This window comes from Pseudacidobacterium ailaaui (assembly GCF_000688455.1).
GTDB lineage: Bacteria > Acidobacteriota > Terriglobia > Terriglobales > Acidobacteriaceae > Pseudacidobacterium > Pseudacidobacterium ailaaui.
Genome location: NZ_JIAL01000001.1, coordinates 446571 through 471253, shown reverse-complemented (window position 1 = coordinate 471253; position 24683 = coordinate 446571). Strand labels below are relative to the sequence as shown.

Genomic DNA, 24683 nt, shown 5'->3' with positions numbered 1-24683 from the left:
GCTGCCTTGCCAGTAGCATAAAGAAAGAGGATTTATGGAGAAGAGCCACGCACAGGTTGCGGCCGAGCGGATTGTGCAGCATCTCCGGGCCAAAGGCCATGAGGCATACTTTGCCGGCGGGTGCGTGCGTGATCTGCTGCTGGGCCGTGCGCCAGCAGATTTTGATGTGGCGACGAGTGCGCTTCCGGAGATTGTGCTGGCCCTCTTTCCCAGGACGTTCGCTGTAGGCGCCCACTTCGGCGTCGTGCTGGTGGCCGATGAGGTCAATGGGCAAGAGGTCGTCACAGAAGTCGCCACATTCCGCAACGACGGAAGCTATTCGGATGGACGACGCCCGGACGAGGTAAGTTTTTCTGCCAGCGCAAGGGAAGATGTTCTCCGGCGTGATTTCACGATCAATGGAATGCTGCTGGATCCGGAGCTGCTGGACCGGACAGGGAGCGCGGAAAAGGCAGTCCTTGATTTCGTGGGTGGGCGCTCTGACCTTGCCGCGGGAGTCATCCGCGCCATCGGCGATCCTGCGCGCCGCTTCCAGGAGGACAAGCTGCGGATGCTGCGCGCGGTGCGTTTCGCGGCGCGCTTTCAATTTGCTCTGGAACCGGAAACGGAAGCCGCCATACGGCGTTTTGCCGCGCAGATCCCGCAAGTGAGCAACGAACGGGTGCGCGATGAACTGACGCGAATGCTGACCGAGGGCCATGCCCGCCTTGCCTTTGAGCTGCTGGACCGGACCGGTCTCCTCAAAGAGGTCCTTCCCGAGGTGGACCGGCTGCACGGGGTGGAACAGCCGCCAGAGTATCATCCCGAAGGCGACGTTTGGACGCATACTTTATTGCTGCTTGAAAAGCTGCCCGCGGGGGCGTCATCCACATTGGCCTGGGGCGCATTGCTGCATGACATTGGCAAGCCGGCAACGTATGAGCGCGCACCAGACAGGATCCGTTTCAACGGACATGTGGAAGTTGGATCGCGTATTGCGGCCGCTATCTGCCGCAGACTGCGCTTCTCCAGAGACGAGACGGAGCAAATTGTTTCGCTAGTGGAAAACCACATGCGTTTCGGGGATGTGATGCGCATGAAGGCCTCCACGCTGAAGCGGTTTTTCCGTTTACCGCGATTTTTGGAGCACCTGGAGTTGCACCGGATGGATTGCCTGTCAAGCCACGGCGATCTGACCCTCTACCACTTCGCCAAACGGGAGTATGAGGCCATGCCAGAAGAAGTGGTGAAGCCGCAGCTGCTGGTGACCGGCGCAGATCTGATTGCAGCCGGATATCAACCGGGGCCGCGGTTCCGAGAAATGTTGTCGCTTGCAGAAGACGCGCAGCTCGAAGGTCGGGTGCGAAGCAAGCAGGAGGGCCTTCAGCTGGTCCGTGAGCAATTTCCTCTGTAAAACGCGGGCCTTCACGGGCCAAGAATACCTTTTCGTAAATCATTGAAAATAAAAGCATACTTTTATTAGTGCAAATTGATTCTTGACAATTGAATTTGTTTTTCACTACCTTTGTTCTCCGTGGGTGAATAAAACGATTTATTTAGAATGGGTCCCTGAAGTTAAGCGATTGAGCACGGAGAGGGCCTGATTGAAATCGTTTTCCCCGAAACGCCGGTCAGAAGCGCCCCCGGCACGAGGTCAAGACGAGGTGCTTTTTTACACGGAGGCAAGCAAAATGATGAACAGGACATGGTGCGCTGCGATGACAGGGCAGCGCCGGTCTTTATTTCCTGTGTCGGGAATGCTGGCAGGAAGGCTGATTGCTGTACTGGCCTTCTGCTTTTTCCTGCTGGTAGCACCGATGCACGCGCAACTGACAACCGGAAGTTTGTCCGGGACCGTTGCAGATTCTACCGGAGCGGTCGTTCCGAACGCGCGCGTCACACTGGTCAATGAAGCGAGCCATGACACGCGCCAGACCACGAGCAATAGTGCCGGATACTTCACCTTTGCGGCCGTGCAGCCAGGGAGCTATACGGTCACGGTAGAGGCGAATGGCTTTAATATCTGGAAGCAGACAGGCGTGCCCATGAATCCGGGCGATATCCGGGAGGTGTCCGGCATACGACTGACGACAGGTGGGGGTACGACGACGGTCGAAGTACAGGCGGCTGCAGCGCAGATTCTTCCCATTGATTCGGGTGAGCGTGCGGCGGTACTTAGCAGTAAGGACATCGAGCGTCTCGCGCTGGAGGGCCGGAATGTCTCAGAGCTGCTGAAGGTATTGCCGGGTGTGACGACGGTTTCCGGTGGAACTTCGGGCGGTTCCTCCATTGACTTTTCTGCATCTGCGCCAACAGGCAGCACGATCGGCGTCGGCCTGTCCATGAGCGGGGCCCCGTATCGCGGCGGCACGGCCTACATGCTGGATGGCGCCAACATCATCGACCCCGGTTGCAACTGCTACTCCATTGCAGTGCCGAACCCAGACATGACCGAAGAGGTCAAGGTACAAAACTCTTTTGGCGCCGACAGCCCAAATGGTCCGGCGATTGTGAATGTCATCAGCAAGAGCGGTGCGGCGCAGTTTCATGGCGAAGGATATTTCTACGCACGCAACGCGGCCCTGAATGCCAACACCTGGCTGAACAACAACAGCGGCATCCAGCGGCAGGACGGGGAGTATTACTATCCTGGCGGCAATATCGGCGGTCCGGTCAGGATCCCCGGGACCAGTTTCAACACAAACAATAAGTTGCTGTTCTGGGCCGGATATGAGTATTACAAGCAGACCCTGCCGGCGTCACAGCCCTTTGAATCGTATATCCCCAGCCCGGGTATGATGGCGGGCAACTTTACTGCCAGTGGTGAGGGGAATGCCCAGCTTTGTCCGAATGGGTTCAGTTCGAGCGCAAACAACTGGTGTAATGATCTCAGTGGAGCGACAGCTCCGGATGGTACTCCAATTACCGGCGGGGTGATTCCGGCAAAATATCTGGACCCCGGCGCGTCGGCACTGATGAAGATGTTTCCGCAGCCGAATGCGAATCCGGCCACGACCCCGGGCGGCTATAACTATATCGAGCCCATTACGAATGACCAGAATGGATATGTCTTCCGCGCTCGGGTGGACTACAACCTGAATGACAATACAAAGTTTTTTGCCACCTATCAGCAAGGCAATACGACGTTCATCACTCCCGGGCATGTGTGGTGGACACCTGCTTATTCCATTCCTTATCCAGGCGGGAACATCACGAGTCCGAATACATCGCGTGTCGTGACGGCCAATCTGGTCAATGTACTGACTCCCACACTTACCAATGAATTCGTATTCGGCTGGGGATGGGATGATGGTCCGTTCAACCCCTCGAAGCTGAGCGCAATTTATAAGTCTGCGCTGGGATATCCATATGCAACGGTCTATAACACCGCCTCGCAGGTAGCACCTTCCATCAACAGTGCTGGGGCGCAGACCTTTCCTGATATCTCTCAGCCGGCATTTTTCGGGACAACAGGAAGCTATCCGTTGCGGAAGGCCATTCCGTCGTTTGCGGACAATGTGACGAAGGTATGGCGGTCACACACGTTTAAGCTGGGTGCATTTACCGAACTGGTGGGCAATCGTCAGGGTGTGTGGTCCTACCCGAATGGTGCGCTCTCCTTTGGAAGCTCTCCTGAATCGAACAACGTGGCCGGGTCGCAGGTGGCGTCTGGTACAAAGATTGGCTCCTCCAATCCTACTGCAAATCTGGTAATGGGCATTGCCAGCGCCTTCAGCCAAAACAATTATGTTCCAGTGCAGGACATGGCGTATCGCACGACGGCGGGCTATGTTATGGACAACTGGCATGTGAACTCCAGGCTGAATTTGAACCTTGGCGTCCGCTTTGACCATATCGGGCGCTGGTATGACCGACAGGGCACCGGACTTGCTGTTTGGCTTCCGCAGCTCTACCAGCAGGACGTAGCCGCGAACCAGGCAGCCGGCAGCATGGTGGTGGAATATCCGGGCATCCGCTGGCATGCGATCGACAAGAGCATCCGCAATGCTGGTTCGCCAGTTGATTGGGCCTATGTCTCGCCGCGTTTCGGCTTTGCTTATGATTTCAGCGGCAATGCAAACACTGTCTTCCGCGGAGGCTGGGGCGAATACCGCTGGAACGACGAACCTGCCAGCGCCAGTGCTCTGAGCACATCACAAAACATGCAAAGCTATAACTCGCCGGGAGGACAGGCCATTACACTCTCGCAGATTGCGCTGCAGACGCCTTCGGGCAACGCCATGCCTGCTGGAAGCGTGACGGCGATGGACTACAACGACCACAGGATGCCGCTGACCTATTCCTGGAACCTGACCGTTGATCAGCAGCTTCCATGGAAGACCATGCTGGAGATGGCCTATGTGGGAAACAGCTCCGATTATCTTCTCATGGGGGGCCAGACGGATGGTTCCGGCATCGGCGGGTCTGAGTTCTCGAACCTGAACAAGATTCCGGTTGGAGGACTGTTTAAGGCCGACCCGGTGACGGGAGCGGCCGCACCAGCCGATCCGGACAATACTGGCTCTTACTCTCTGGCCGACTACATGCCATATTCTGGCTGCACGGCAAGCGGCGCCTGCTATGGTTATGGCACCAACTCGGTGACGGTGCATGAACACACCGGATATTCCAACTACCACGGCCTGCAGGTGGCATGGCTCAAACAGAGCGGACGCCTGTCCTTCGACTTCAACTACACGTGGTCCAAGTCGATGGGTATCATTAGCAGCACACTGGATGCGTTTCATGTGCATGGCAACTATGGCATCCTCGCCATTGATCGCCCGCAGGTCTTCAATGCCTCCTGGGCATACGATCTGGGCAGCGTGTACCATGGCGGCTTTCTGCTGATGAAGGGCATTGCCAACGGTTGGACCATTTCGGGGATCAACACATTCCAATCTGGTGGGAACCTTCAGTCCAACTCTTCGCAGAACCTGGGGTTGACCATCTACGGAAAAGACGCAAACGGAAACACCGAGCAACTGACCTCGAAGACATGGTTCGGCACCGATGCGAATGCGATTCTGCCGATTGCCACCTGCGATCCACGCAGTGGGCTGCGCTCGCACCAGTTACTGAACCTTTCCTGCTTCAGCGCGCCGCAGATCGGCCAGCAGGGAGTACGGCAGTTCCACCCTTATCTGAACGGACCGTGGTACACCGACTCTGACCTGAGCGTTTACAAGACCTTCAGTATTACAGAGCGCCAGAAGGTCCAGTTCCGGGCCTCGGCCTTCAACTTCATGAACCATCCGCTGTGGGGCTTCAGTGGCAACAATCTGCTGACCCTCAAGTACAACACGCCGGACCGCGGCCATACCTTCACTACGGATGCAAGTACGCTGGGGCTGGCCTCGACCGACCTGTGGGGGGTGATGAACCAGAAGGCGGCATATTCAGGAGCTGGGTACAACCGCATTGTAGAGCTGTCGCTGAAATACACTTTCTGATTTGTCTTCGATCCAGGAAGCAGAGAGACCCAGATGGTCTCTCTGCTTTTTTGTTTGAAAAAGGACCCAGCCGGACGAAATGGCTTTTCCGGCATAATGGAAATTGCAATGAATGAACCTTTTGTGATCCGGGAAATTCTTGAAAATGCCAGGACGATTGCAGTCGTCGGACTTTCCGATAAAGAGGGGCGAGCAAGCTATGGGGTTTCGCGCTTCATGCAAAGCCGTGGATACCGGATTGTCCCAGTCAATCCGCAGATCAAGAGCTCTCTGGGGGAAAAAGCATATCCTACGATTGAGGCTGCGTATGCGAGTGTGGGCAGGATCGATCTGGTGAATGTTTTCCGTGCGCCGGAATTTGTGCCTGAAGTGGTCGAGGAGACCATCCGGCTACGAATTCCCAGCTTGTGGCTCCAGGAAGGTGTGATCCATCACGAAGCGGCCCAAAGGGCGGAAAATGCGGGTATCCGCGTCGTGATGGACCGCTGCATTTTGAAAGAGCGCATGGCAGCAGGCTGGGACGCTCTTCCGCAGCGGCAAGAGCATCATCCTTAAAGCCATACCGTTGATACTAGCCGAGCGCGCTATCGTGCCGGAGCATTTTGCAATTGTTGCTGCGCCTTGAGCTGCTTCAGAGCAGCGAGCGCACGGCTTGCATCTTCAGGGCGGTGCTGGCGTTGATAGAGGCGGGCAAGCAGAAAATATGCCCCCTGCCGAATAAAGCTGGAAGGATTGCCGGCAAGGCTTTTTTCCAGCCACTCAATGGACTCCTCGTCTTTGCCCAGCTTTTCCAGGCCAAGCCCAAGATAGTATTCGCCCGGAGAGGGTTGCTGAAGCATGGGGACCGCTTTGCGAAGCAAGGCGACTCCTTTGGAAGGGTCACCGTTTTCCACCTCGATACGGCCTAGGTTATAGAGGGCCACCGGGTTGTCTGGGCTGAGCTTCAACTCGTTCTCATAGGCCTGCTCGGCCTGCTGGAACTGGCTCAGCTTTTGATATTCCGCGCCCAGGGCCTCGTATAAATCTGCGTTGTTGGGTTGTTTTGCAAGCGCCGCCTGGTACTCCTTGATGGCCGCCTGAGGATTACCCATGTCTGCATAGGTCTGTCCCAGGGCCCGATGCACATGCCAGGAGTCCGGATCGAGTTCACGCATATGGGCATAGCTTTCAGCCGCGACAAGACTGTGCGCGCGGCCGCGGTAGTCGAGTACGTTTACATCATCGGGGGAGAGCTTTGCAGCTTCGTCGAGCGGCGCTGTGGCCGCATCCGCGTGGCCTGCAGCAAGCTCAATGATGCCCAGCCATGTGAGTGCTTCGACGCTATGAGGATATTGCGCAACCTCCTGCTTCAGCGCCGTCCGGGCAGCATCCAGATGGCCGCGCTGGTATTCGGCGATGCCCAGGAACAGATGTGCGCCCTGCGATGTAGGGTCCAGTGCAATGGCTTTGTTCAATGCGGCAATGGCCTCTTCCGGATTGCCTTCGCGTAGCAGTGCGAGCCCAAGGTCAAGCTGGGCCGGAGCGAATTGTGGAGCTGCAGCAATCGCCATCCGGAAGTCCTTTTCTGCCTCCTTGGCGTTGCCCTGCCGCATGGCCTCAGAGCCGGAACGGAGGTACTGCACCACCTGGGCGTCCTGCGCTGCAAGCGTTCCCGATGCGGTCATGAAGCAGATGAGAAAGGCGAAAGACAATCGTAGGGCCACGCAGACATAATATGGGAAACAGCTATGTGTCTGCTTGCATCTGCCCGGAATCTTCCAAAATATGCAATGGTCGCCCTGTTGGGCGGCGGCTTCCTCGTTTTCGCGCTCCAGGCGCAGACGGACGCTGCCGCCAGCCCGCAAAGCACGCAGATGGATGCATATGAGGCGGCGCTAAAGGCAAACCCGCAGGATGCAGATGCCCGCAAGGGCGAGGTCCAGACAGGAATTGCCGAAGCGCTGAAGGCCCGCAGAAACAGACAGAATGAGCTGGCACTGGCCTATCTGCTTCGTGCCAGATACTGGGTGCCGGATGATCCGGAATTGCTTCTGGATCTGGGCATTCAGGAAGAGTCCATGAAGCTGTATCACGACGCCGATGCTGCTGTGACCGAGGCTGGCCGTTTGCGACCGGACGATCTGAAGACACTGTATGCTACTGCGCGTATCAAGATGGATGTAAACCAGATGCAGGCATCCGAGGAGGCGTGGAAGCGATATCTGGCACTGCGTCCGGACGATGCAACGGCACATTATGGCTATGGTCTTCTATTGCAGATGCTGCAACGCACGGACGAAGCGAAGGAACAGTTTGTGAAGTCCATTGAGTTGCAGCCAAAGCAGGCCGAGTCTTATTACCGACTGGGAGAAATTGCCCGTGAGGCTGGAAATATCGAGGAGGCACGGAAGGAATATCAGGAGGCCCTCGCCTTTGATCCTACCCACGCCGGGGCCTGGACAGGGCTGGGGGTCCTTGCTTTTCGGGCAAAGCAGTATGCGGAGGCGGAAGAGGACCTGGAAAAGGCCGTGCAGTACGCTCCGGATTTCCAGACCGCACATTATTATCGTGGTCTTACCCTGGCCAAACTGGGGAGAAAAGAGGAGTCGGAAAAGGAGCTGGCGGTGGCTGTCCAACTTGCGGACGAACAGAATTCCCGTAAGGACCAGTCCCGCAGACTGGCCCCTCAGCCTTATCAGCCGCAATGACTCTTACGCAGCTGAATATCCGTACTGTTCCAGAAATCGCAGCACCTGGTCCACGAGGAGAGGCTCGCTTTCCAGGCTGGGGCAGCGGGCGGAGCAGTCGTTAGCATCCTGCGCTGCAAAACACATGGGTTCTGAGAACACTGGATCCTTCAGGAGATTTTCTTTACGGCGGACTGACATCTCTTTTCCTTAACTTTTGGTGGTCCCGTTCGAGTAAAGAGAAGCCAGGCAGTGATTGAATCCAACAACAAAACAGAGTAGGGGGAACGCAATCTTATTTTGTTCAAATAGTGTATGCATCATGTTCAACGTTGCAGCAAACGCTCAAAATGCCAGTATGGTTTGTTTGATAAAGATGCCTTCAGGCCAAAAGTGGCTGCTTGCCAAATTGTCTTGCGGTAGAAAATGCAACGGACGCAGTTGCCTGTTCTTCTGATTCTGGAGGGCCTCTGCTTCAGGGCAAAGAGAGGGACAAAGGCTGCGTCAGGATCCGCCATAAAGCTGAAAGGTGGCCCAGTAGAGAGGTTTTCTGAAAATGCTCTGCGAATGAAGTAGAGACAGCTTGGCCTCTCGCAGGGCCAGGTCTGGCGGGCGGCCTTTGGCGAGTTCCTGATACAAGCGGTCCATCAGCTGTGGAGCGGCAGCATCGCTGGCCTGCCACAAGGAACCAACGACGTAATGCGCGCCAGCGCGAAGAAAGGCCCAGGAGAGTCCCACCAGACCCTCGCCGCCATAGATACGCGAGCCCGATCCATAGCAGGCTGAGATGGTCACCATGTCCGCATGGAGCGGATGCTGGACAATCTCGCGAGCATAAAGTTTGTATGAATCTGGGTCAGAGGATTCACGCGACAGCACGATAGCTGAATCCAATGGCTGCTCGCTGCTGCTGGTGCCATGCGCCACGAAATGAATGAAGGCAAATTGCGAGGGATCACTGCGCAGGTATGCCGAAGGGACAGCCTGCCTTTGTGTGAGGACGGTTTCCGCGCTGGCGGGAAAATGACTGGCGATACTTCCGACCTCAATTCCGGCATTCAGCAAGGGGGGAATTTTTCGTCCGGAGAAATTGGATCGCCAACGATAAGCAGTTTTTTGGGGGTATGAGTATGCAGTTCCGGACGAAAAGCCGAGAGCAGCTTCAGTGAACTGGCCACTGTGATGACCGCATCTTCAATCCAGAAATGGAGTCCACCTCCGGGCGCCAGCAGGGTTTCAAAATTGAATGTAGCCAGGTTGCCGTCGGGCACGATGAAGACAGGCGATTGTTTCTGAATAAACTTTTGGGCCGGGGCCACTAAAATGTTGTATAAATCCAGGCCCTCAGCATAGGCGTCCGCCAATGTGTCCCTCGATTCAAGAATGGCTTGCTGATATTTTCTGATGTGGGCGTTGATCTCTTTTTCTGCGGGAAGCCGGAAGAAATGGGTGCCTGATGGAGTGATGGCCCAAAGATAGGATTCCGGGGAAGAGACACGATAGACCAGGATTGTGGCATTCAGTCTGCGGGCAATGTCACGCGCCTGGAATGATCGCTGGGTCGCGGACCTGAAATCCGGAGAGGCGATTCCCAGGCCTTCTTCCAGGGTGCGCGCTCGTCCCAGGTCGAGCCAGAAAAGCGCCTCTTCCGTGCGTCTGTGATGGACGAGAAAACGGATGTACTCACCATAAAGTTCTTTCGCATTTGTAGAGAAGGGGAGCTTTGATTCCTCGCGCTTCAGGGTGGCACGTTGCGCTTCAAACGTAAAGATGGCATTGCGAAAGTACTGGTCTGCCAGCAGCGGCTGGTCCATGCGGTCCAGAACATCGGCGAATGCCAGCTGCACTTGCCAGCGCAGGGAGGGAGAAAGCGCGACGCCATGGTCAAGATTTTTCAGCAAACGCAAAGCCGTTTGCGTGTCTCCCTGATGTATCTCAATCAGGGCCTTGGAGAAGGCCGCTTCCTCCTGGTCTGAAGTGCGACCCGAGGATGTGGCCAGCGCCAGGGCGGCATTCGTGTGACGCGCTGCACTTTCCAGATTGCCGATCTGTAGGTAGAGCAGAGAAAGAGAGATGTGTGCATCAATGATTTCTTGCTGGTTCTTGGTCTTTTCTGCAATCTTAAAGGCCTCCTGATAGCAGCCCTCTGCCTCGGAAAGGCGCCCCATCCGATAGAGGGCCAGGCCGCTGTCATTCAGCCATTCAATCCGGTCATAGGAAGACCCCAGGATCTCGGCCTGTTTCCTGGCTGACTGGAACCGGTCCAGTGCTTCTTCAAAATTACCAAGCTGATAATCCGCCCAGGCGATGTTGCCTTCGGCCCTTTCCTCAATCAGGCTGGCGCCGATTTCCCGGGCAGCATCTGACGCCTGCTGCGACCACGCAAGCGCCTGGTCGTAATGTTCGCGCTGGAGTGCGATCACGCCAACATTCAACAGCGCAGAAGCGAGAAGAAAGCGGTCGTTTTGCTGTCGAGCGAAGATCAGACTCTGTCGGAACATCTTGTCGGCGTGGTCCAGATCGTCTTTTTCCACGTCGACTACGCCGCGTGCCCGGTAAAACTCGCCCATCAGCTTAGAAGGGTGCTGCTCAAGTGCCAGCTCCGCAGTGCGGAGGGCAGCATCGGCCTGGTCCATCTGGCCCATACGCGCAAAAATCATGGCGCGGAGCATCGATTGCTGTATGGTCAGGTCAGACGTGCTGGATGGGGGCGGAGGGTCCTGAGAGAGGACTGCAAGACTTTCAGAATTATGTCCCTGGAGAAACAGCATCTGGGCCTCGACCAGATGGAAGCGCCAGGCCCAGACCGGAAAATGATGAGAGAAGCGAAGGCCAGCCAAATGCGCCCGCTTCTGGGCTTCGGCCAGGTCTCCATGAAGCCCCAGGCGTTCGATGGCCCTCAATTCAGCTTCAGGGTCACGGGAGTTGAATCTTCCGCAACCCGGAGACAACCAGAGCAGCAGGCTTAAACTTACGGATAAGTATGTCCATTTGAGCTTGCGGTGGCCACAGTGACTGCGCCGCTGACTGGTGATCCGAGCTGCGCACGCACCATGGAAAGCCGGAACTGGTGGTTGGTGACGACGAGCTCTGCAAAAAATACCTTGCCGAAGCCGGGAACGTAGATCCCATTTCCACAGATCACTCCTGGAAAATTCGGAATGGCCGGCAACTGGTCTATCAGAGAACATACGACGAAGTCTCTGCCCTTCAAACCTGTATCTGAATCGTGAAAATGGTGCCGGATCCAGTCAGGAAGCGGCGCACCGTCATATTTCCTGGCATAGCTGTCTTTCACGCCAACCTTCTGCGCCTGGACCTTTTCCAGGAACTTTTCCTGCTCAAGCCATGGCCGCTTGGGATAGCGATTTTTGGGGTCTTCTTCCGCGGAGCTGTCATGATCGGTAAAGAAATCATACTTGATAAGCGGTTCAATCGGCGTGCCGCTGATGCGGAGGTTGATAAACTGTGACCCCACGAGCGCTAGTGTGGGCTGGCGTCCATCGGCAGGGTGTGCCACGGAGAGCTGGGCCACGATGCGGTCGGCAGTGATGACATCCAGGATATTCAGACCTTCAATGGTCGTGCTGACCTGCGTGGTCCAGGGGCCGCCGCTGGCCTCGTCCTTGCGGCTGCCGGAGACATGAGTGCTTTCACTGGTATAGCTGACAATGTTTTTCCATTTACGTCCAGTCCGCTGTTTCTGGATGAAACCGCCGACGATGGGCAGCGATACCGAGGTATGGGACGGAACAAATCCCTGAAAGGGACGAGTGATATAGCCTCCGATCGCATTCGCGTCGGCATGATAGTAGAAGGTCCTTACAGGTGTATCGGCCATGATCTTTCCATTCTGTAAATTTGAGGATTCTTAGTGCATCTGTAACAGAAAGCGGTACTTTACCAGGACCACTTCGCTTCCATTGGGACTCTTTCCCTGGACCACCAGCGTATTGACGCCAGCCTGTGCGCTGTCCGAGGGCACCTGAATCGTAACCGTATTGGCTGCCTGTTCGGAAGACAACGGAATTTGCCACAGCAGCTTGCCGGATGGACCATAGAGGAGACATTGGTAGCCTGTAAAGCTGGTGTCTGTCGGTATGTCTACAAAAAGCAGAAATGGCCGTTGCGGAGCGATGGTGAGGGTACGGATTTCTGCGGCGCGGCTGCCGCCGCCAACCAGGCTGACCGAGGGCAGGACCTGGGGTTGCGAGTTTAAGGTAGTCTTCTGCTTCAGTTGTGGGAAAACCACCAGGTTCTGAAAACCTACCACGACCAGCAGAAGCGCGAGGACTGGTACCGCAAATGCGGGCCGGAAAAATGCCCGGAAAGCGGCGCTCCAGCCCGGTCTTGCGGCCGCAACGGGACTGATGCGAGGACGCGCGAGCTCTTGCTTGAACTGCTCCATGAGCAGCGCAGTCATTCGCAGGTCTGCGGCGCATTCCTCACAGGTAAAGAAGTGACCTTCGAATGCCTCCCGATCTTCCGGGCCCAATTCATCCAGCAGGTATTTTTCAACAGCGGATTGCCTGATGGCTTCTGTGTGATCCATTTTTTGAGCCTCAACAAAATAGTGCGGTAAAAATCCAAACGTATCGCATCATTCGCCCCCGTGGATTGCGATTGGAAGCGCTTGAGGCCATTTCCTTCATATAGAAGGACTTAAACGATTGCCTTGCGCGATGCAGCAGCACCCGCAGGTACTCCCGTGCCACCCCCAGTTCGGCGCAGACCTCATCTTTGTCGCGTTCCTCAAGAAACACGCCTTTCAGCAATTTGCGGTCGCGCTCGCTGAGCTTGTCCAGGATCTCCCGCACGATCTTCTGTGTGTCTTTGGAGATGATTTCCGATACGACGTCTGCACGGTTTGAATGGAGGTCGATTTCAGAAACATCTTCCATGGCCTCGCTGCGGGCGTGCGCCCGGTAATGCTCCAGTAAGACATGGTTGCAGATGGAATTGACCAGAGCGCCCAGTGCTGCGGGGTTGCGGATGTTCTCATTGCCGCGGAGCAGGGCAAATACACGGGCAAATGTTTCCTGGCGGATGTCCTCCATGGCTTCGGCAGACCGTACGCGGGAACGTAGTTTGAGATGGATCAACTCGCTGAAATACTGAATGAAATGGTCCTCCGTGCGGCGATCGCCCTTACGAAGGTTGTGAAGATACGCGTCGTCAAACGTCTGGAACTGCAACCCACTAACCTCGATACAGAATCTTGCTACTCCAAGCCAACGGACTGCCAATGTCCAAAACTATACATCCGCAAGAGGATATTCGAGACAAATTTCGTCCGGAAGCTCCATGCGAATGAGTGAAATCTCTCAAAGCAGAGGATCTTCAGGCCGGTGCCAGAACTGGGTGGATTTCTCTGTCGCTGAGCAGCACAGGAAGGTTTTCGAACTAACCCTCTTTATTGTGCTGGTTCCAGTCCTCTTTTCGACAGCTCTTGTTTTGCTTCCGGAGAGAGGAGAAAATCGAGAAGTCGTTGAGCGTCCTGCTTGTGTGCTGCATGTTTCAGCACGACAGCCCCCTGCAGGATCGGAGGATAGGAATCCGGGGGCATGACGAAGAAGTGTCCGTGGGCGCGAAGTCGCTCCGAAACAGCAGAGGTCAAAGAGATGAGTCCGGCCTGCGCATTGCCGGAATCCACAAATTGCGCTGTCTGTGCAATATTCTCGGCGACCACCAGTCTGGATTTGAGTTGGTCATAGAGGCCAAGATGGCGCAGCGAAGCCTCGGCCGCGCGCCCGTAGGGCGCATGCTGCGGATTGGCAATGGCCAATGTCTTCAGCTCCGGACTGCGGAGGGTATCGAGCGAAAGATGCTGGAACGGCGCATCGTTGCGCGCCCATAAAACGAGGGTGCCCTTTGCATACGGTACAGGCTCCGCGGTTTCCGCAAGGCCGGCGGCGATGACATGCCGGGGAAAGGACAGGTCCGCGGCCAGAAACAAATCAAAGGGGGCGCCGTTTTCAATCTGCGCCGCCAGAGTAGCCGAAGATTGGTAGGAGGCATCCACATGGATCTGTGTTTTGGCCTCAAACTGCTGTAGAAGAAAGGGCAACACAGGCTGAAGGTCGGCAGCAGCGGCGACCCTAAGGTTCTGGGCCAGGGCGGAAGGGGCAAGCAGCAGAAACAGTAAAAGCTTATACACGCAGCACCATTACCTCAGTGGATTTAATCAGGGCGGCGGCCGTTTCTCCGACCTGGAGATGCATCTCACGGACCGCTTCAGCAGTGATAATCGAATGGATGATCTGCCCTCCAATCGAGAGCTTGACCTGCGCCAGCAGCCCGTCTATTTTGATTTCAACAATACGGCCCACCAGTTGATTGCGCCCGCTGAGCCGGCGCATCATTTCGCGCTTCGGTGTTTCCGGCTTCTGCGTCTTGTGCAGCATCCCATCCAGCTCGGCTTCGGGGATGCGATAGTGGCCTCCCGGGGTCCGGACCGCATGGATTTTGCCGCGGTAGAGCCACTGCTTGATGGTGGGATACGAAATGCCAAGGCGAAGCGCCGCTTCGCGCGGAGTCAGCAGCGATTCCATGCGCCGATTTTATACGATTTGTGCCGGGGACCGGCCTGCGATGGATGACATTTCAGGGAAAACTCCAATTTTCGGATCGGAAACACCTCTATGGTTTCCATTCCAATTCCACTTCTTCCATCGATTCCATTTTGCCTACCTGGCCCCTGGCCTTTAAGGTAGTAACAGACCCGAAAAATACCCATGGAAAATTCAGGACATCAACTACGCTGCACCGGGTGCGGCGGTGTATCTGGCCAGCGTGAACTACAAGCCGATTTCCGTTGCCCCCACTGCAGCGATCTTTATGAGGTCGTTTATCCCTCGTGGAGCGACGGCACAGCAGCCGCTGGTGCGAGAAAACCGAATGCCAGCGCGCTGCGATGGCTCTGGAAGGAGCGCCGCAGCTCCCGAGAGGACGCCGACCAGAGCGGAGTCTGGCGCTTCCGCGAATTGCTGCAGGTCCTGCAGGATGAGAAGAACATTGTTTCTCTGCGCGAAGGAAACACCCCTCTGTATCACCTGCCTCGTGCGGCCCGCGCCACAGGGATTTTGGGCCTATATGCCAAGCATCAAGGCATGAACCCCACCGGTTCTTTTAAAGACACAGGAATGACAGCCGCCCTTTCGGTTGCACATGAGCTGGGATATGAATGGGTGGCTTGTGCTTCGACCGGCAACACCTCAGCGGCGATGGCGGCATATGCGGCCCGTGCCGGGATGCGCAGTCTGGTACTGATTCCGGAAGGCAAGATTGCCTGGGGCAAGCTTTCGCAGGCCATGGATTACGGGGCCCTGACCATACAACTGAAGACCGATTTTGACGGCTGCGTCCGCGTGCTTACCGAGGTTGTCCGGAGGGCCCCGGTCTATCTGCTGAACTCTGTAAACCCGTATCGATTGGAAGGGCAGAAGACCCCTGCACTCGAAATTGCCGAGGCCATGGATTGGGATGTCCCCGACCACGTCATCGTTCCAGGAGGGAACCTGGCGAATAGCTCGGCGCTGGGCAAGGCCTTTGAGGAGATGAAATATCTCGGACTGACCCTGAAAATGCCGAGAATTTCAGTCATCCAGGCGCAGGGGGCAAACCCGTTATACCGGGCCATGCAGAAAAATGCAGGACAAACACTCGAACCGGTCCAGGCAGATACGCGCGCTTCAGCTATCCGAATTGGAAATCCGGCGTCATGGAAGAAGGCCGTCCGGGTCATCCAGAAATCGGGCGGGTGGTGCGAGCAGGTGGATGAAGCCGAGATCGCACTGGCCAAAGCCGAGATTGGGGCAGAAGGCATCGGATGTGAGCCGGCCTCGGCTGTGACCCTTGCCGGCCTGAAAAAACTGGTGCTTCAAGGGAAAGTCAGACCGGAAGAAAGGGTCGTGCTGCTTTTGACCGGACACACTCTCAAGGATTCTGACTATACAATTGCCTATCATCGCGGAGACCTGCTCAAACCGGAAGAGTTTGGCAGTTTACGAGACGAAATTGAAGTAACTCGACGCAATGCGGTCGAACTGGAAGCGTCGGTGGATTCGGTACTGAGAGAGTTAGAGAAAGCTAGAAGATAATGGTCCAGCAATCATTCAAAATCAAACTTCCTGCGACTTCGGCCAATCTGGGGCCGGGCTTTGATGCAGTGGCTCTGGCACTCTCGCTGTATCTGGAAGTCGAAGCAACGCCCGCCGAAGCGTATTCGGTTTCCGCCAGGGGGAGGAATGCTGACATCTGTGGATCGGTCAGTAACAACCTCCTGCTTGAAACCTATCAGAGGGTCCTGAAGGAGCAGGGTATCCAGGACATGCCGCTGTCTCTCAAGGTCCAGAACGGCATTCCTATAGGAATGGGCCTTGGCTCTTCGGCGGCAGCCCGTCTGGCCGGAGTGGCACTGGCTGCGCATTTTGGCAACCTTGACTGGGACCGCAGCCAGATTCTGACAGAAGCATCGCGGATGGAAGGACATCCGGACAACACAGCGGCCTGCTGGTTAGGCGGATACACCGTTGCCTGCTGGCACAATGACGAGGTCGTTGCGATCTCTCTGACTCCCCGCTCTTACTGGAGGGCGCTGGTGGTTGTTCCCCAAAATCCTTTGTCTACCCATCTTTCACGCAAAGCTGTGCCAGAGAGCTTCAGCCGCGCGGATGCTGTGGCCAACATTCAGCGGGTGGCCTTGCTGACGGCGGTATTCGCTTCAGGACACAGTGACGTCATGCCGACCGCGACCCAGGACCGGCTCCATCAGCCTTATCGTGCCGAGGTCTGCCCTTTGCTCAAAAAGCTGTTGCCTTTAGCAGAACAAGAAGAGGTTCTGAGCGTCACCCTCAGCGGGGCCGGCCCCTCCGTTCTCGTGCTGGTGGAATCGGATTTTCAGATGAATCGCGTGCAGGAGGCAATTCGGGCGCGGGTGGTGGACGAACCGATCGAAATTCTCACCTGCCACATGGAGCTCGATCCGGCCCATTTTCTTCAAAATGCTGCGAAATAGGTCAACTTTACCGGGAAAGTACGATTTGGTTACCAAAGTTTGCTTTACATCACCGACCTAAGATAGTAGCTTCCAATCGTGGGCAGTTCTGGGGGAGGGCTGCTCCAGGCGCCTGAGACTCTGAAGCGATTCGAGTCCGGGCGCCTTTCTCATTTTCGGCCAAGTGGGAAAACGGCAGGATTCTATTTTGGATTTTCACCCCTGTTGCGACCTTTCCCCTGCATTTATCATCAAAGAAGATGAAATTTGCACCACAAAAAGGAGGAGCATGGCAGGTCTGGCAGTAGCAGAAGTCAACGATACAAACTTTGAGCAGGAGGTGCTCCAGTCAGATCAGCCTGTGCTGGTAGATTTCTGGGCCGCATGGTGTGGTCCCTGTAAGGCCCTTGCACCGATCGTCGATGAGGTTGCCTCTGAGTACAGCGGAAAGCTGAAGGTGATGAAGATGGACGTGGACCGCAATCAGGCGACCCCCATGCGCTATGGCATCCGCGGGATCCCTGCATTGCTGCTCTTTAAGGGGGGAAAGGTGGCTGACCAGATTGTCGGTTATGTCCCGAAGGACACCATTGCCCGCAGTATTGCGCGCGTCATCGGTTAAATCGAATTCCGACCTATGTGTGAAGGGGCCTGCCATGCGCAGGCCTTTTTATTTCAGGCATATCTTCGAAGAATGCCCAACGCCCGCCCCTGGATTGCAACCTGCTCTGCCGGGACGTAAATCGGCTCCATCTCTGCATTGGAAGGCTGCAAACGGACCGTGTGGCCTTCGAGATAGTAGCGTTTCAGCGTTGTCTCCGCACCGTTGACGAGCGCAACAACAATTTCTCCCTGATGCGCGGTCTGCGTCCTTTCCACCAGGACATAATCGCCGTCCACGATGTGCTCATCGCGCATCGAATCGCCGCGTACCTGAAGCACGAAGACATCACGGCTGCCAATGATGTCACCCAGAGAGATGCTTTCGGCCGTCTCCGGGGCTTCAACCGGAAAACCGGCCGCAATCCGGCCTGCGAGGGGCAGGCGGTCCGGTAGCGTCGATTTGCTGCGGGGTGGCAGGACGTCAATCGAGCGGCTGCGGTTGTGTGCCCGCTCAAGCAGCCCTTTGTTTTGCAGATTGGTGATGTGCTTGTGGACGGTGGCCAGCGACTTGAGGCCCAGTCCCCGGGCAATCTCTTCAAAGGAGGGGGAGTAGCCGTTGCGTTGCACAAAGCCGGAAATGAAATCCAGCACCTCTTTTTGCCGTCGCGTAACTGCCATGCCCGTATTTTAGCGAATAAAAAGCGAATCGTGGAGGAAAATTTGAGCCAGGAAATTTTCCGCTAAGGCGATCCAGGGTCTTGGCGGCTTTCCTGCAGAGTCGAGGCGAAGGTGTTTTCTGCCCGGCCTCGCTCCTTTTCCGGACGATCTGCTTTCTGACCAAAGGAGCATGTCAAGGCTTCCGGGGCGAGATTTTTGGCACGGATTCCCATCTTGAAACACCAGCCGGAGCTTTCCCAATACAAAATCTCTTCAGCAGATTTCACTCATGCATTTCTTGTGTTCCCACCGCAATACAAGAGAAGTTGAATGCAGCGAGGGAATTCCAGATGCGGTTATTGGTCGCAGACGATGATCCGGCACTGGCGCGGTTTTTGTGCCGGGGGTTTGAGGCAGAGGGGCACCAGGTGATGCTGGCCCAGGACGGATTGAAAGCGATGGAGATGTTTGTGTCAGAGATGCCGGACCTTACCGTGCTGGACCTGGATTTGCCGCAGCGGGACGGGATGGAAGTCCTGCGGTTTTTGCGATCGGTAAGCGAGGAAGCGCCGGTCCTGGTGCTGACGGCCAGAGAGGGAATCGAGACCCGGGTCCGCTGTCTGGAGATGGGTGCCGATGACTACATGCTGAAACCGTTCTCTCTGCGTGAGCTGCGTGCGCGTTGCCGCTCCGTGATGCGGCGGCGGCAAGGAGCGGGCCTGGTGCTCCGTTATGCCGACCTGGAGGTCCATCGTGTGGAGCGGACTGCAGTACGGGGCGGCGAGTCTGTGCAGCTGACCAATAAAGAGTTTGCCTTGCTCGAATTTCTGTTGCTGAACCGGGGACGCTGCGTTCCGCGCACGGACCTGTTGCGGCAGGTATGGGGGATGAACCCGGAGGCCGGTACGAATGTAGTGGATGTCTATGTGAATTATTTGCGCCGCAAATTAAAAGACACCGGAGAGTCGGCGCTGATCCAGACCATACGCGGGCTGGGTTATTCCATCGGATTCAAACCAACGTCCCAGGGCTAAGACACAGAGGAGGAATGATGTCTACTGCTACAGTCATCAAACGGCCCGTGGCCGCGCAGGTGCGGACCGCCATTCTGGCCAGCGCAGATGCTTCTTTTCGGCAGCGGGTGAAGGAGGCATTGGATGGTCTGCACTGGAAGGTGCGCGAGGCCAGCGGTGGCGCCGAGGTGATGGATCTACTGGACCTCTGCCCAGCTGAGGCAGTCATCCTGGATTCCTGGCTGCCTGACCTGGAAGTGGAGGAGTTTATCGCGGAGTTTGAGCGGCTCTATCCTGCCGTGGACCTGGTCCTGGTGGATGGAAGAGCGGCCAGCACGCTGCGCAGTCCTCGGCGCAATGAGATCCACTTTGCCCTGCGGCGGGCCCAGGATGCGGATGGGGCCATTTGGAACAGCGCCCCGGTGCTCCCGGAGCAGCAAGAGGCGCCGCAGAAAAAGCGATGGATTGTCGCAGCAGCCCCTCCGGACGCCGCCTTTTCTGCCCAGCTGCCTGAACTGATCGGCCAGCATCCTCAAATGGCTGAATTGGGCCGCCGCATCCGCATGGTGGCCCCTCGCAACACGACGGTCCTGGTGCAGGGGCCGACCGGGACTGGAAAGGAGCTTGTGGCACGCGCGATCCACAGGCTGAGCCCGCGTTCCGGGCGTCCCTTCATCGCATTGAATTGCGCGGCCATCCCGGAGGCCTTGCTGGAGGCCGAACTCTTCGGGCATACCCGCGGTGCTTTTACCGGTGCGGTTCAGGGGCGGACTGGGCGGATTGAAGCCGCCGATGGCGGTACGCTCTTTCTGGATGAAATTGGAGAGATGCCGCTTGCCCTTCAGGCCAAACTGCTGCGCTTTGTGGAGTGCGGTGAAGTACAACGCGTGGGTGAAAATGAGCCAGTCCGTGTGGATGTCCGCATTGTGGCTGCAACCCACCGTCATCTGGCGCAGCTGGCCGAAAAGGGGGAGTTTCGCGCCGACCTGTACTTCCGGCTTTCGGTCTTTCCGATCCAGACCCCGCCACTGGCGGCACATTCGCAGGACATTCCGCTGCTGGTCGAACACTTTATAGAAAGGCTGGCGCGGCAGAGTCCGGCAAAAGCGATCACCCACGCGGCCATGGAAAAGCTGATGGAGCATCACTGGCCGGGCAATGTCCGCGAGCTGGAGCATGTGATGGAGCGCGCCTGGATCCTGGCCGAGGACCGGCCTGAGATTGATGCTGGAGAAATCGAGTTTGGCGATCAGCCGGGCAGGAGCTGAGATTTTTCTAATCTCATTGGCCGCCGACCGGGCCTTCCCATGCAAAGCAAAGAGCGGGCCTGCTCGATTTATCGGCGGGCAGGAAGGAGAGGATGAAGGATGCAGATTACGACCCCTGTGGAAGACGCGCTGGAGCGCTATCTCGATCTTTCAGCACTGGAGCTGAAATATACGGCGCAGAATATGGCCAACATCGACACGCCCGGATATAAGACGGTCGGGTTTGAGTTTGCCGCCGAGATGCAGCGATCGCTGCAGGGTTTGCTGTCTGCGCAGACGGACAATGGCGTGGCGCGCAGGCGCTTCACGCCGCCGACGGTGCGCGCAGGGCTCGTGGATGGCCTGCTGGCCCGACCGGATGGAAACAATGTTTCGATGGATCGCGAAGGTCTGAATCTGGCTGAGGCGCAGTTACAGTTTCGCACCGGGGTGGAGCTATGGAAACGGGAGTTGACCCGCATCATGGATGCCATCCACGCAGACAAGTAAGGCAGCAGATCTGGGAGAAGGGGCAATGAACCTGTTTGGTGTTCTGGAAATAAGCGGTTCGGCGCTGAAAGCCGAACGGATCCGTGCCGAAGTTGTGGCGGCCAATATGGCCAATGCGGAGACGACCCGCACGGCCGACGGCACGCCTTACCGCCGTCAGCATGTCGTCTTTACCTCGGCAGCAGCGGAGCCATCTACCTTTGCCGGAGAGCTGATGTCCCAGTCGGAGCCGAAAATGGGTGGGGTTGCAGTTTCAGCGGTCGTTCAGGACCCGGCAAGTACACTGCGCCGCTATGACCCAGGGCATCCGGATGCGGACAAGGACGGGTATGTGAATTATCCGGACATTAATCCGCTAACGGAAATGGTGGACATGATGGGAGCAACGCGGGCCTACGGGCTGAATGCCTCAGCTGTGCAGGCCGAGAAAGGCATGATCAGCGCATCGCTGGACATTCTGAAGTCTTAAACCAACCTTCGAGGGACCGACATGCAGATTCAATCTCAAATCGTGACAGCATCCCTGGCGGGGCAGACCGAGGAGGCTTTGGGGACAGACAATGCCCAGCAGGTGCCGTTCGCCGGGCTGCTAAAAGATGCTGTGGGGAAGATGCAGCAGCTGGAGGACCAGGCCTCCCAGGCCGTCGAGGGGCTGCTGGATGGCAGCGGTACGGATGTGCACACGGCAATGATTGCGGTCAGTAATGCCGATGCGGCCTTCGAGCTTGCCCTGGCCGTACGGAATAAGGGTATGGCCGCTTTCGAGCAGCTGATGAACATGCAGTTTTAGAGCCGGCGGGGACAGCGCAGCATGGACGAAAACCAGCAGATACAACCAGCACCGGCCGCGGCCACCGGCCTGCTTGGGCGCACCAATGCGATGTTTGCGCCCCTGGCCGCCCGTTTCCGCAGCATGGAACGACAGCAGAAGCTCTGGTTTTCCGGGGCCTCGGCTTTGGCCCTGCTCTGCTTTCTTGCCATCCTCTGGTTTGCCACGCGGACCGACTGGAAGGTCCTCTATGCTGGGCTGGAACCGCAGGATGCCCGTGAAATTGCTTCGGAGCTGACGGCGTCCAACATTCCTTTCGATCTGTCTGCGGATGGAACGACCCTGCGGGTCCCGGCTTCCAGTCTGGACAAGGCGCGTCTGGCAACCACGGCCAAAGGCGGCCCCAAGAGCGGCAGGATGGGTTTTGAGCTTTTTGATAAGCCGAACTGGATCGGCTCAGAATTTGACGAGAAGGTGAACTACCAGCGCGCCCTGGAGGGTGAGCTGGAGCATACCATCAACACGCTTTCGGACGTAGAGTCTTCCCGGGTGCATCTGGTGATGCCGCACGACTCTTTGTTTACGAGCCAGCAGCGGGATGCCAAGGCTTCCGTCGTGTTGAAGCTGCGGCGGCGCTCCCTGGGAGAGGAGCAGGCAGAGGCAATTCGAAACCTCGTGGCGAGCGCTGTGGACGGTCTTCAACCGGAGAATGTCACTCTGCTGGATGCAGACGGACGCGTGCAGCTTGGCAGGCGCTCCGGAAACGGAGAGACAGAAGCGCATGAGCAGGAGCTGGCGGACAAGCTGGTGGCCACGCTCGAACCGGTGGCCGGAACAGGAAATGTGCGGGCCTCGGTAAATGTGGAGTATGACACATCGTCGGCCGATGAAGTGGATGAGACCTATGATCCGAACAATGTTGTGACGCTTTCCATGCAGCGATCCGAGCAGAACACGGGGACTCAATCCGGACCCTCAGGGGTTCCCGGCACGGCGAGTAATGCTCCGAATACCAAGCCGCCGCTGTTTCCTGTCCATGACGCGGGTACAGAAAACATCCGACAAGAAAGCGGTACCTATGGGGCCTCGAAAAAAGTGCGGCATACGGTCCAGAACCCGGGAAAGATTCGGCGTGTGACCGCAGCAGTATTGATCAATCACAGAATGAACGTGAACGGAAAACAGATAAGCTGGCAGCCGCGGACCGCTGAGGAGATGAAACAGCTCACCGAACTTGCGGAAACGGCCATCGGCTTTGATGCCTCCCGAGGGGACCAGGTCAGCGTAGAAGATGTGGCTTTTGAGGACAATGCGGCTCCGGCCCTCAGTCCCTGGCAGCAAGTGTTGGCGCAGGCCACGCATCTACAGGACCTGGCCAAGTATGGTGTCTTGCTGCTGGCCCTGCTGAGTCTCATTTTCTTCGTCGTGCGGCCGGCCCTGCGCACGTCGCAGTCGGCGAAACAGGAACCCCAGTCCCATACACAGCATTTACCAGCTGGAGCGGAGGGGGCAGTTCTGGCAGAGACCGAGGATGAAGCCGCGCTGCTCGAGAAGAAGCAGGCGCAGGCGGTATTTGATGCAGTGACCGAGCACCTTCGACAAGAGCCTGCGCAGGCCACACGTCTGCTGCAGAGCTGGATCCATAGCGAATAGGAGAAGACCATGGCCAGTGCCGCTCCAGTGTCTGATGTAACCAGCCTCGTCGCTCCTCCGACCCCCGATCGCATGGCCGCCGCGCGGCAACTGCCGGGGATCAAAAAGGCTGCGATTCTGGTTGTGGCGGTCGGGGATGAATTGGGGAAAAAGGTCCTGCAAAACCTGCCGGATGCTGATGTGCAGCGTCTGACTGAAGAGATTGCCGAGCTGCGCAACATCCCTCCGGATGTCTCCGTGCGGGTCATTGAAGAGTTTTACGAGATGATCGAGACCCAGCGTTACATGATGCATGGAGGACTCGAATATGCAACCAAGCTGCTGGTGGAATCGTTTGGAAAGCAGCGGGCCGAGGATCTATTGGCGCTGGTGCGGCGGGCGCAGGAGGCCAGCCATGGAGACCTGGCCATGTTGCAGAAAGTGGATCCCCAGCAGCTGGGGAAATTTCTCGATGGAGAGCATCCGCAGACGGTGGCTCTGGTGCTGGCCCATCTGGATCCCAAACGTGCTTCCCTGGTCTTGCACGGTCTCAGTGAAGACAAGAAGGTGGCAGTCGTGCGTCGTCTGGCAGAAATGCGGCAGTTCTCACCGGAAATGGCGCAGAAGGTGGCCGTGATCCTGCACAAACGGCTGCAAAGCGTGGGCGATACCAGCCGCAAGGCCTACGCGGGGTTTAAAGCGGTGGCTGATCTGATGAATCGTATGGATGCCGAACAGGCGAAGAAGATCCTGGAGCAGATTGAAGAGGACGAGCCGGAAGTGGCCCTCAATATCCGCAACCTGATGTTTACCTTTGAGGACTTTGTGACATTGCCGCAGCCTACCATGCGCGAGTTGCTGTCGGTCATTGATAAGAAGGTGCTGGCCATGGCCCTGAAAGGGACCCGTGAGGACGTGCGCGCCCATATCTTCCGCGCGATGTCTTCGCGCGCCGTGGAAATGTTGCGGGAAGACATGGAGGTGCTGGGGCCGGTGCGTACCCGGGAGGTGGCTGCGGCCCAGAGCGAGATCCTCAACATCGCACGCAGGCTGGAGGCGGAGGGCAAGATCGTGCTCAAGGTCGAACAGGGCGACGATCTGCTTGTGTAGAACAGAGATTGATCGGGAGAGAAATATGTTGCAGCCGGCAGAAAGAAAG

Annotated in this window: 21 protein-coding genes and 1 pseudogene; 14 read left to right on the top strand and 8 right to left on the bottom strand. The window is 57.0% G+C overall.

What is annotated here, in order from left to right; genetic code table 11:
* Positions 1-34: 34 nt before the first annotated feature.
* The 3 genes from N655_RS0102215 to N655_RS16865 all read left to right on the top strand — a co-directional run bounded on the left by N655_RS0102215 (position 35) and on the right by N655_RS16865 (position 5987).
* The gene (locus tag N655_RS0102215) at positions 35-1393 is read left to right on the top strand and encodes a CCA tRNA nucleotidyltransferase (protein ID WP_026441685.1); all 1359 of its coding nucleotides are present in this window, start codon (positions 35-37) and stop codon (positions 1391-1393) included.
* A gap of 277 nt (positions 1394-1670) precedes the next feature.
* On the top strand, positions 1671-5432 hold the full coding sequence (locus N655_RS16870; RefSeq protein ID WP_081823777.1) for a TonB-dependent receptor: 3762 nt from the start codon (positions 1671-1673) through the stop codon (positions 5430-5432).
* 108 nt (positions 5433-5540) lie between these two features.
* Positions 5541-5987, top strand: coding sequence for a CoA-binding protein (locus N655_RS16865; protein ID WP_044935088.1), 447 nt, complete (start codon positions 5541-5543; stop codon positions 5985-5987).
* Between the two features lie 29 nt (positions 5988-6016).
* On the opposite strand, the gene N655_RS0102200 is transcribed toward N655_RS16865, so the two are convergent.
* Positions 6017-7123, bottom strand: coding sequence for a tetratricopeptide repeat protein (locus tag N655_RS0102200; RefSeq protein ID WP_026441684.1), 1107 nt, complete (start codon positions 7121-7123; stop codon positions 6017-6019).
* A gap of 36 nt (positions 7124-7159) precedes the next feature.
* Between N655_RS0102200 and N655_RS0102195 the strand changes: the two genes are divergently transcribed.
* Complete coding sequence (locus tag N655_RS0102195) at positions 7160-8119, top strand: tetratricopeptide repeat protein (protein WP_026441683.1); 960 nt, start codon at positions 7160-7162, stop codon at positions 8117-8119.
* A gap of 483 nt (positions 8120-8602) precedes the next feature.
* Here the strand turns inward: N655_RS0102195 and N655_RS20825 are convergent.
* The 6 genes and pseudogenes from N655_RS20825 to N655_RS0102150 form a co-directional block, all read right to left on the bottom strand.
* Positions 8603-10599 (bottom strand): annotated as a pseudogene (locus tag N655_RS20825) (CHAT domain-containing protein).
* A gap of 470 nt (positions 10600-11069) precedes the next feature.
* Positions 11070-11939: a hypothetical protein gene (locus N655_RS20650; protein ID WP_026441679.1), complete on the bottom strand. Its 870-nt coding sequence runs from the start codon at positions 11937-11939 to the stop codon at positions 11070-11072.
* Positions 11940-11969: 30 nt separating this feature from the next.
* Complete coding sequence (locus tag N655_RS0102165) at positions 11970-12650, bottom strand: zf-HC2 domain-containing protein (RefSeq protein WP_026441678.1); 681 nt, start codon at positions 12648-12650, stop codon at positions 11970-11972.
* A 10-nt stretch (positions 12651-12660) separates the two neighbouring features.
* Positions 12661-13293: an RNA polymerase sigma factor gene (locus N655_RS16860; protein WP_026441677.1), complete on the bottom strand. Its 633-nt coding sequence runs from the start codon at positions 13291-13293 to the stop codon at positions 12661-12663.
* 218 nt (positions 13294-13511) lie between these two features.
* Entirely contained in the window at positions 13512-14255 is a 744-nt protein-coding gene (gene modA, locus N655_RS0102155) for a molybdate ABC transporter substrate-binding protein (protein WP_026441676.1), read from the bottom strand.
* Entirely contained in the window at positions 14248-14649 is a 402-nt protein-coding gene (locus tag N655_RS0102150) for an excisionase family DNA-binding protein (RefSeq protein WP_026441675.1), read from the bottom strand. The genes modA and N655_RS0102150 overlap by 8 nt, the downstream gene beginning before the upstream one ends.
* A 183-nt stretch (positions 14650-14832) precedes the next feature.
* Here N655_RS0102150 and thrC point away from each other — a divergent pair, with 183 nt between their 5' ends.
* The 3 genes from thrC (at position 14833) to trxA (ending at position 17715) form a co-directional block, all read left to right on the top strand.
* Positions 14833-16197 carry a threonine synthase gene (gene thrC / locus N655_RS0102145; protein WP_026441674.1) on the top strand — a complete coding sequence of 455 codons (1365 nt, stop codon included), beginning with the start codon at positions 14833-14835 and terminating at the stop codon, positions 16195-16197.
* Complete coding sequence (gene thrB / locus N655_RS16850; protein ID WP_044933816.1) at positions 16197-17114, top strand: homoserine kinase; 918 nt, start codon at positions 16197-16199, stop codon at positions 17112-17114. Before thrC ends, thrB begins: the two co-directional genes overlap by 1 nt.
* A 268-nt stretch (positions 17115-17382) precedes the next feature.
* The gene (gene trxA, locus N655_RS0102135; protein WP_026441673.1) at positions 17383-17715 is read left to right on the top strand and encodes a thioredoxin; all 333 of its coding nucleotides are present in this window, start codon (positions 17383-17385) and stop codon (positions 17713-17715) included.
* Between the two features lie 53 nt (positions 17716-17768).
* On the opposite strand, the gene lexA is transcribed toward trxA, so the two are convergent.
* Positions 17769-18374: a transcriptional repressor LexA gene (gene lexA / locus N655_RS0102130; protein WP_026441672.1), complete on the bottom strand. Its 606-nt coding sequence runs from the start codon at positions 18372-18374 to the stop codon at positions 17769-17771.
* Positions 18375-18703: 329 nt separating this feature from the next.
* Between lexA and N655_RS0102120 the strand changes: the two genes are divergently transcribed.
* The 7 genes from N655_RS0102120 to fliG all read left to right on the top strand — a co-directional run bounded on the left by N655_RS0102120 (position 18704) and on the right by fliG (position 24634).
* Positions 18704-19387 carry a response regulator transcription factor gene (locus tag N655_RS0102120; protein ID WP_026441670.1) on the top strand — a complete coding sequence of 228 codons (684 nt, stop codon included), beginning with the start codon at positions 18704-18706 and terminating at the stop codon, positions 19385-19387.
* A 14-nt stretch (positions 19388-19401) separates the two neighbouring features.
* Positions 19402-20634 (top strand): sigma-54 dependent transcriptional regulator, encoded by a 1233-nt coding sequence (locus N655_RS0102115; RefSeq protein ID WP_238324431.1) that lies wholly within the window; start codon positions 19402-19404, stop codon positions 20632-20634.
* Positions 20635-20733: 99 nt separating this feature from the next.
* A complete protein-coding gene (flgB, locus tag N655_RS0102110) occupies positions 20734-21123 on the top strand; it encodes a flagellar basal body rod protein FlgB (protein ID WP_026441668.1) in 390 nt (129 codons plus the stop codon).
* A gap of 25 nt (positions 21124-21148) precedes the next feature.
* Positions 21149-21592: a flagellar basal body rod protein FlgC gene (gene flgC, locus N655_RS0102105; RefSeq protein WP_026441667.1), complete on the top strand. Its 444-nt coding sequence runs from the start codon at positions 21149-21151 to the stop codon at positions 21590-21592.
* A 21-nt stretch (positions 21593-21613) separates the two neighbouring features.
* The gene (gene fliE / locus N655_RS0102100; RefSeq protein ID WP_026441666.1) at positions 21614-21913 is read left to right on the top strand and encodes a flagellar hook-basal body complex protein FliE; all 300 of its coding nucleotides are present in this window, start codon (positions 21614-21616) and stop codon (positions 21911-21913) included.
* A 21-nt stretch (positions 21914-21934) separates the two neighbouring features.
* Positions 21935-23545, top strand: a complete 1611-nt coding sequence (fliF, locus tag N655_RS0102095) for a flagellar basal-body MS-ring/collar protein FliF (protein ID WP_026441665.1) — start codon at positions 21935-21937, stop codon at positions 23543-23545.
* Between the two features lie 9 nt (positions 23546-23554).
* Positions 23555-24634, top strand: a complete 1080-nt coding sequence (gene fliG / locus N655_RS0102090) for a flagellar motor switch protein FliG (RefSeq protein ID WP_026441664.1) — start codon at positions 23555-23557, stop codon at positions 24632-24634.
* The last annotated feature ends 49 nt before the right edge of the window (positions 24635-24683 follow it).

What these genes read in the sequence shown, in the direction of transcription:
- N655_RS0102215 (WP_026441685.1), top strand. Translation starts at nt 35, where the DNA reads ATGGAGAAGAGCCACGCACAGGTTGCGGCCGAGCGGATTGTGCAGCAT.
- N655_RS16870 (WP_081823777.1), top strand. Translation starts at nt 1,671, where the DNA reads ATGATGAACAGGACATGGTGCGCTGCGATGACAGGGCAGCGCCGGTCT.
- N655_RS16865 (WP_044935088.1), top strand. Translation starts at nt 5,541, where the DNA reads ATGAATGAACCTTTTGTGATCCGGGAAATTCTTGAAAATGCCAGGACG.
- N655_RS0102195 (WP_026441683.1), top strand. Translation starts at nt 7,160, where the DNA reads ATGTGTCTGCTTGCATCTGCCCGGAATCTTCCAAAATATGCAATGGTC.
- N655_RS20650 (WP_026441679.1), bottom strand. Translation starts at nt 11,939, where the DNA reads ATGGCCGATACACCTGTAAGGACCTTCTACTATCATGCCGACGCGAAT.
- N655_RS0102165 (WP_026441678.1), bottom strand. Translation starts at nt 12,650, where the DNA reads ATGGATCACACAGAAGCCATCAGGCAATCCGCTGTTGAAAAATACCTG.
- N655_RS0102150 (WP_026441675.1), bottom strand. Translation starts at nt 14,649, where the DNA reads ATGGAATCGCTGCTGACTCCGCGCGAAGCGGCGCTTCGCCTTGGCATT.
- thrC (WP_026441674.1), top strand. Translation starts at nt 14,833, where the DNA reads ATGGAAAATTCAGGACATCAACTACGCTGCACCGGGTGCGGCGGTGTA.
- thrB (WP_044933816.1), top strand. Translation starts at nt 16,197, where the DNA reads ATGGTCCAGCAATCATTCAAAATCAAACTTCCTGCGACTTCGGCCAAT.
- trxA (WP_026441673.1), top strand. Translation starts at nt 17,383, where the DNA reads ATGGCAGGTCTGGCAGTAGCAGAAGTCAACGATACAAACTTTGAGCAG.
- lexA (WP_026441672.1), bottom strand. Translation starts at nt 18,374, where the DNA reads ATGGCAGTTACGCGACGGCAAAAAGAGGTGCTGGATTTCATTTCCGGC.
- N655_RS0102120 (WP_026441670.1), top strand. Translation starts at nt 18,704, where the DNA reads ATGCGGTTATTGGTCGCAGACGATGATCCGGCACTGGCGCGGTTTTTG.
- N655_RS0102115 (WP_238324431.1), top strand. Translation starts at nt 19,402, where the DNA reads ATGATGTCTACTGCTACAGTCATCAAACGGCCCGTGGCCGCGCAGGTG.
- flgB (WP_026441668.1), top strand. Translation starts at nt 20,734, where the DNA reads ATGCAGATTACGACCCCTGTGGAAGACGCGCTGGAGCGCTATCTCGAT.
- flgC (WP_026441667.1), top strand. Translation starts at nt 21,149, where the DNA reads ATGAACCTGTTTGGTGTTCTGGAAATAAGCGGTTCGGCGCTGAAAGCC.
- fliE (WP_026441666.1), top strand. Translation starts at nt 21,614, where the DNA reads ATGCAGATTCAATCTCAAATCGTGACAGCATCCCTGGCGGGGCAGACC.
- fliF (WP_026441665.1), top strand. Translation starts at nt 21,935, where the DNA reads ATGGACGAAAACCAGCAGATACAACCAGCACCGGCCGCGGCCACCGGC.
- fliG (WP_026441664.1), top strand. Translation starts at nt 23,555, where the DNA reads ATGGCCAGTGCCGCTCCAGTGTCTGATGTAACCAGCCTCGTCGCTCCT.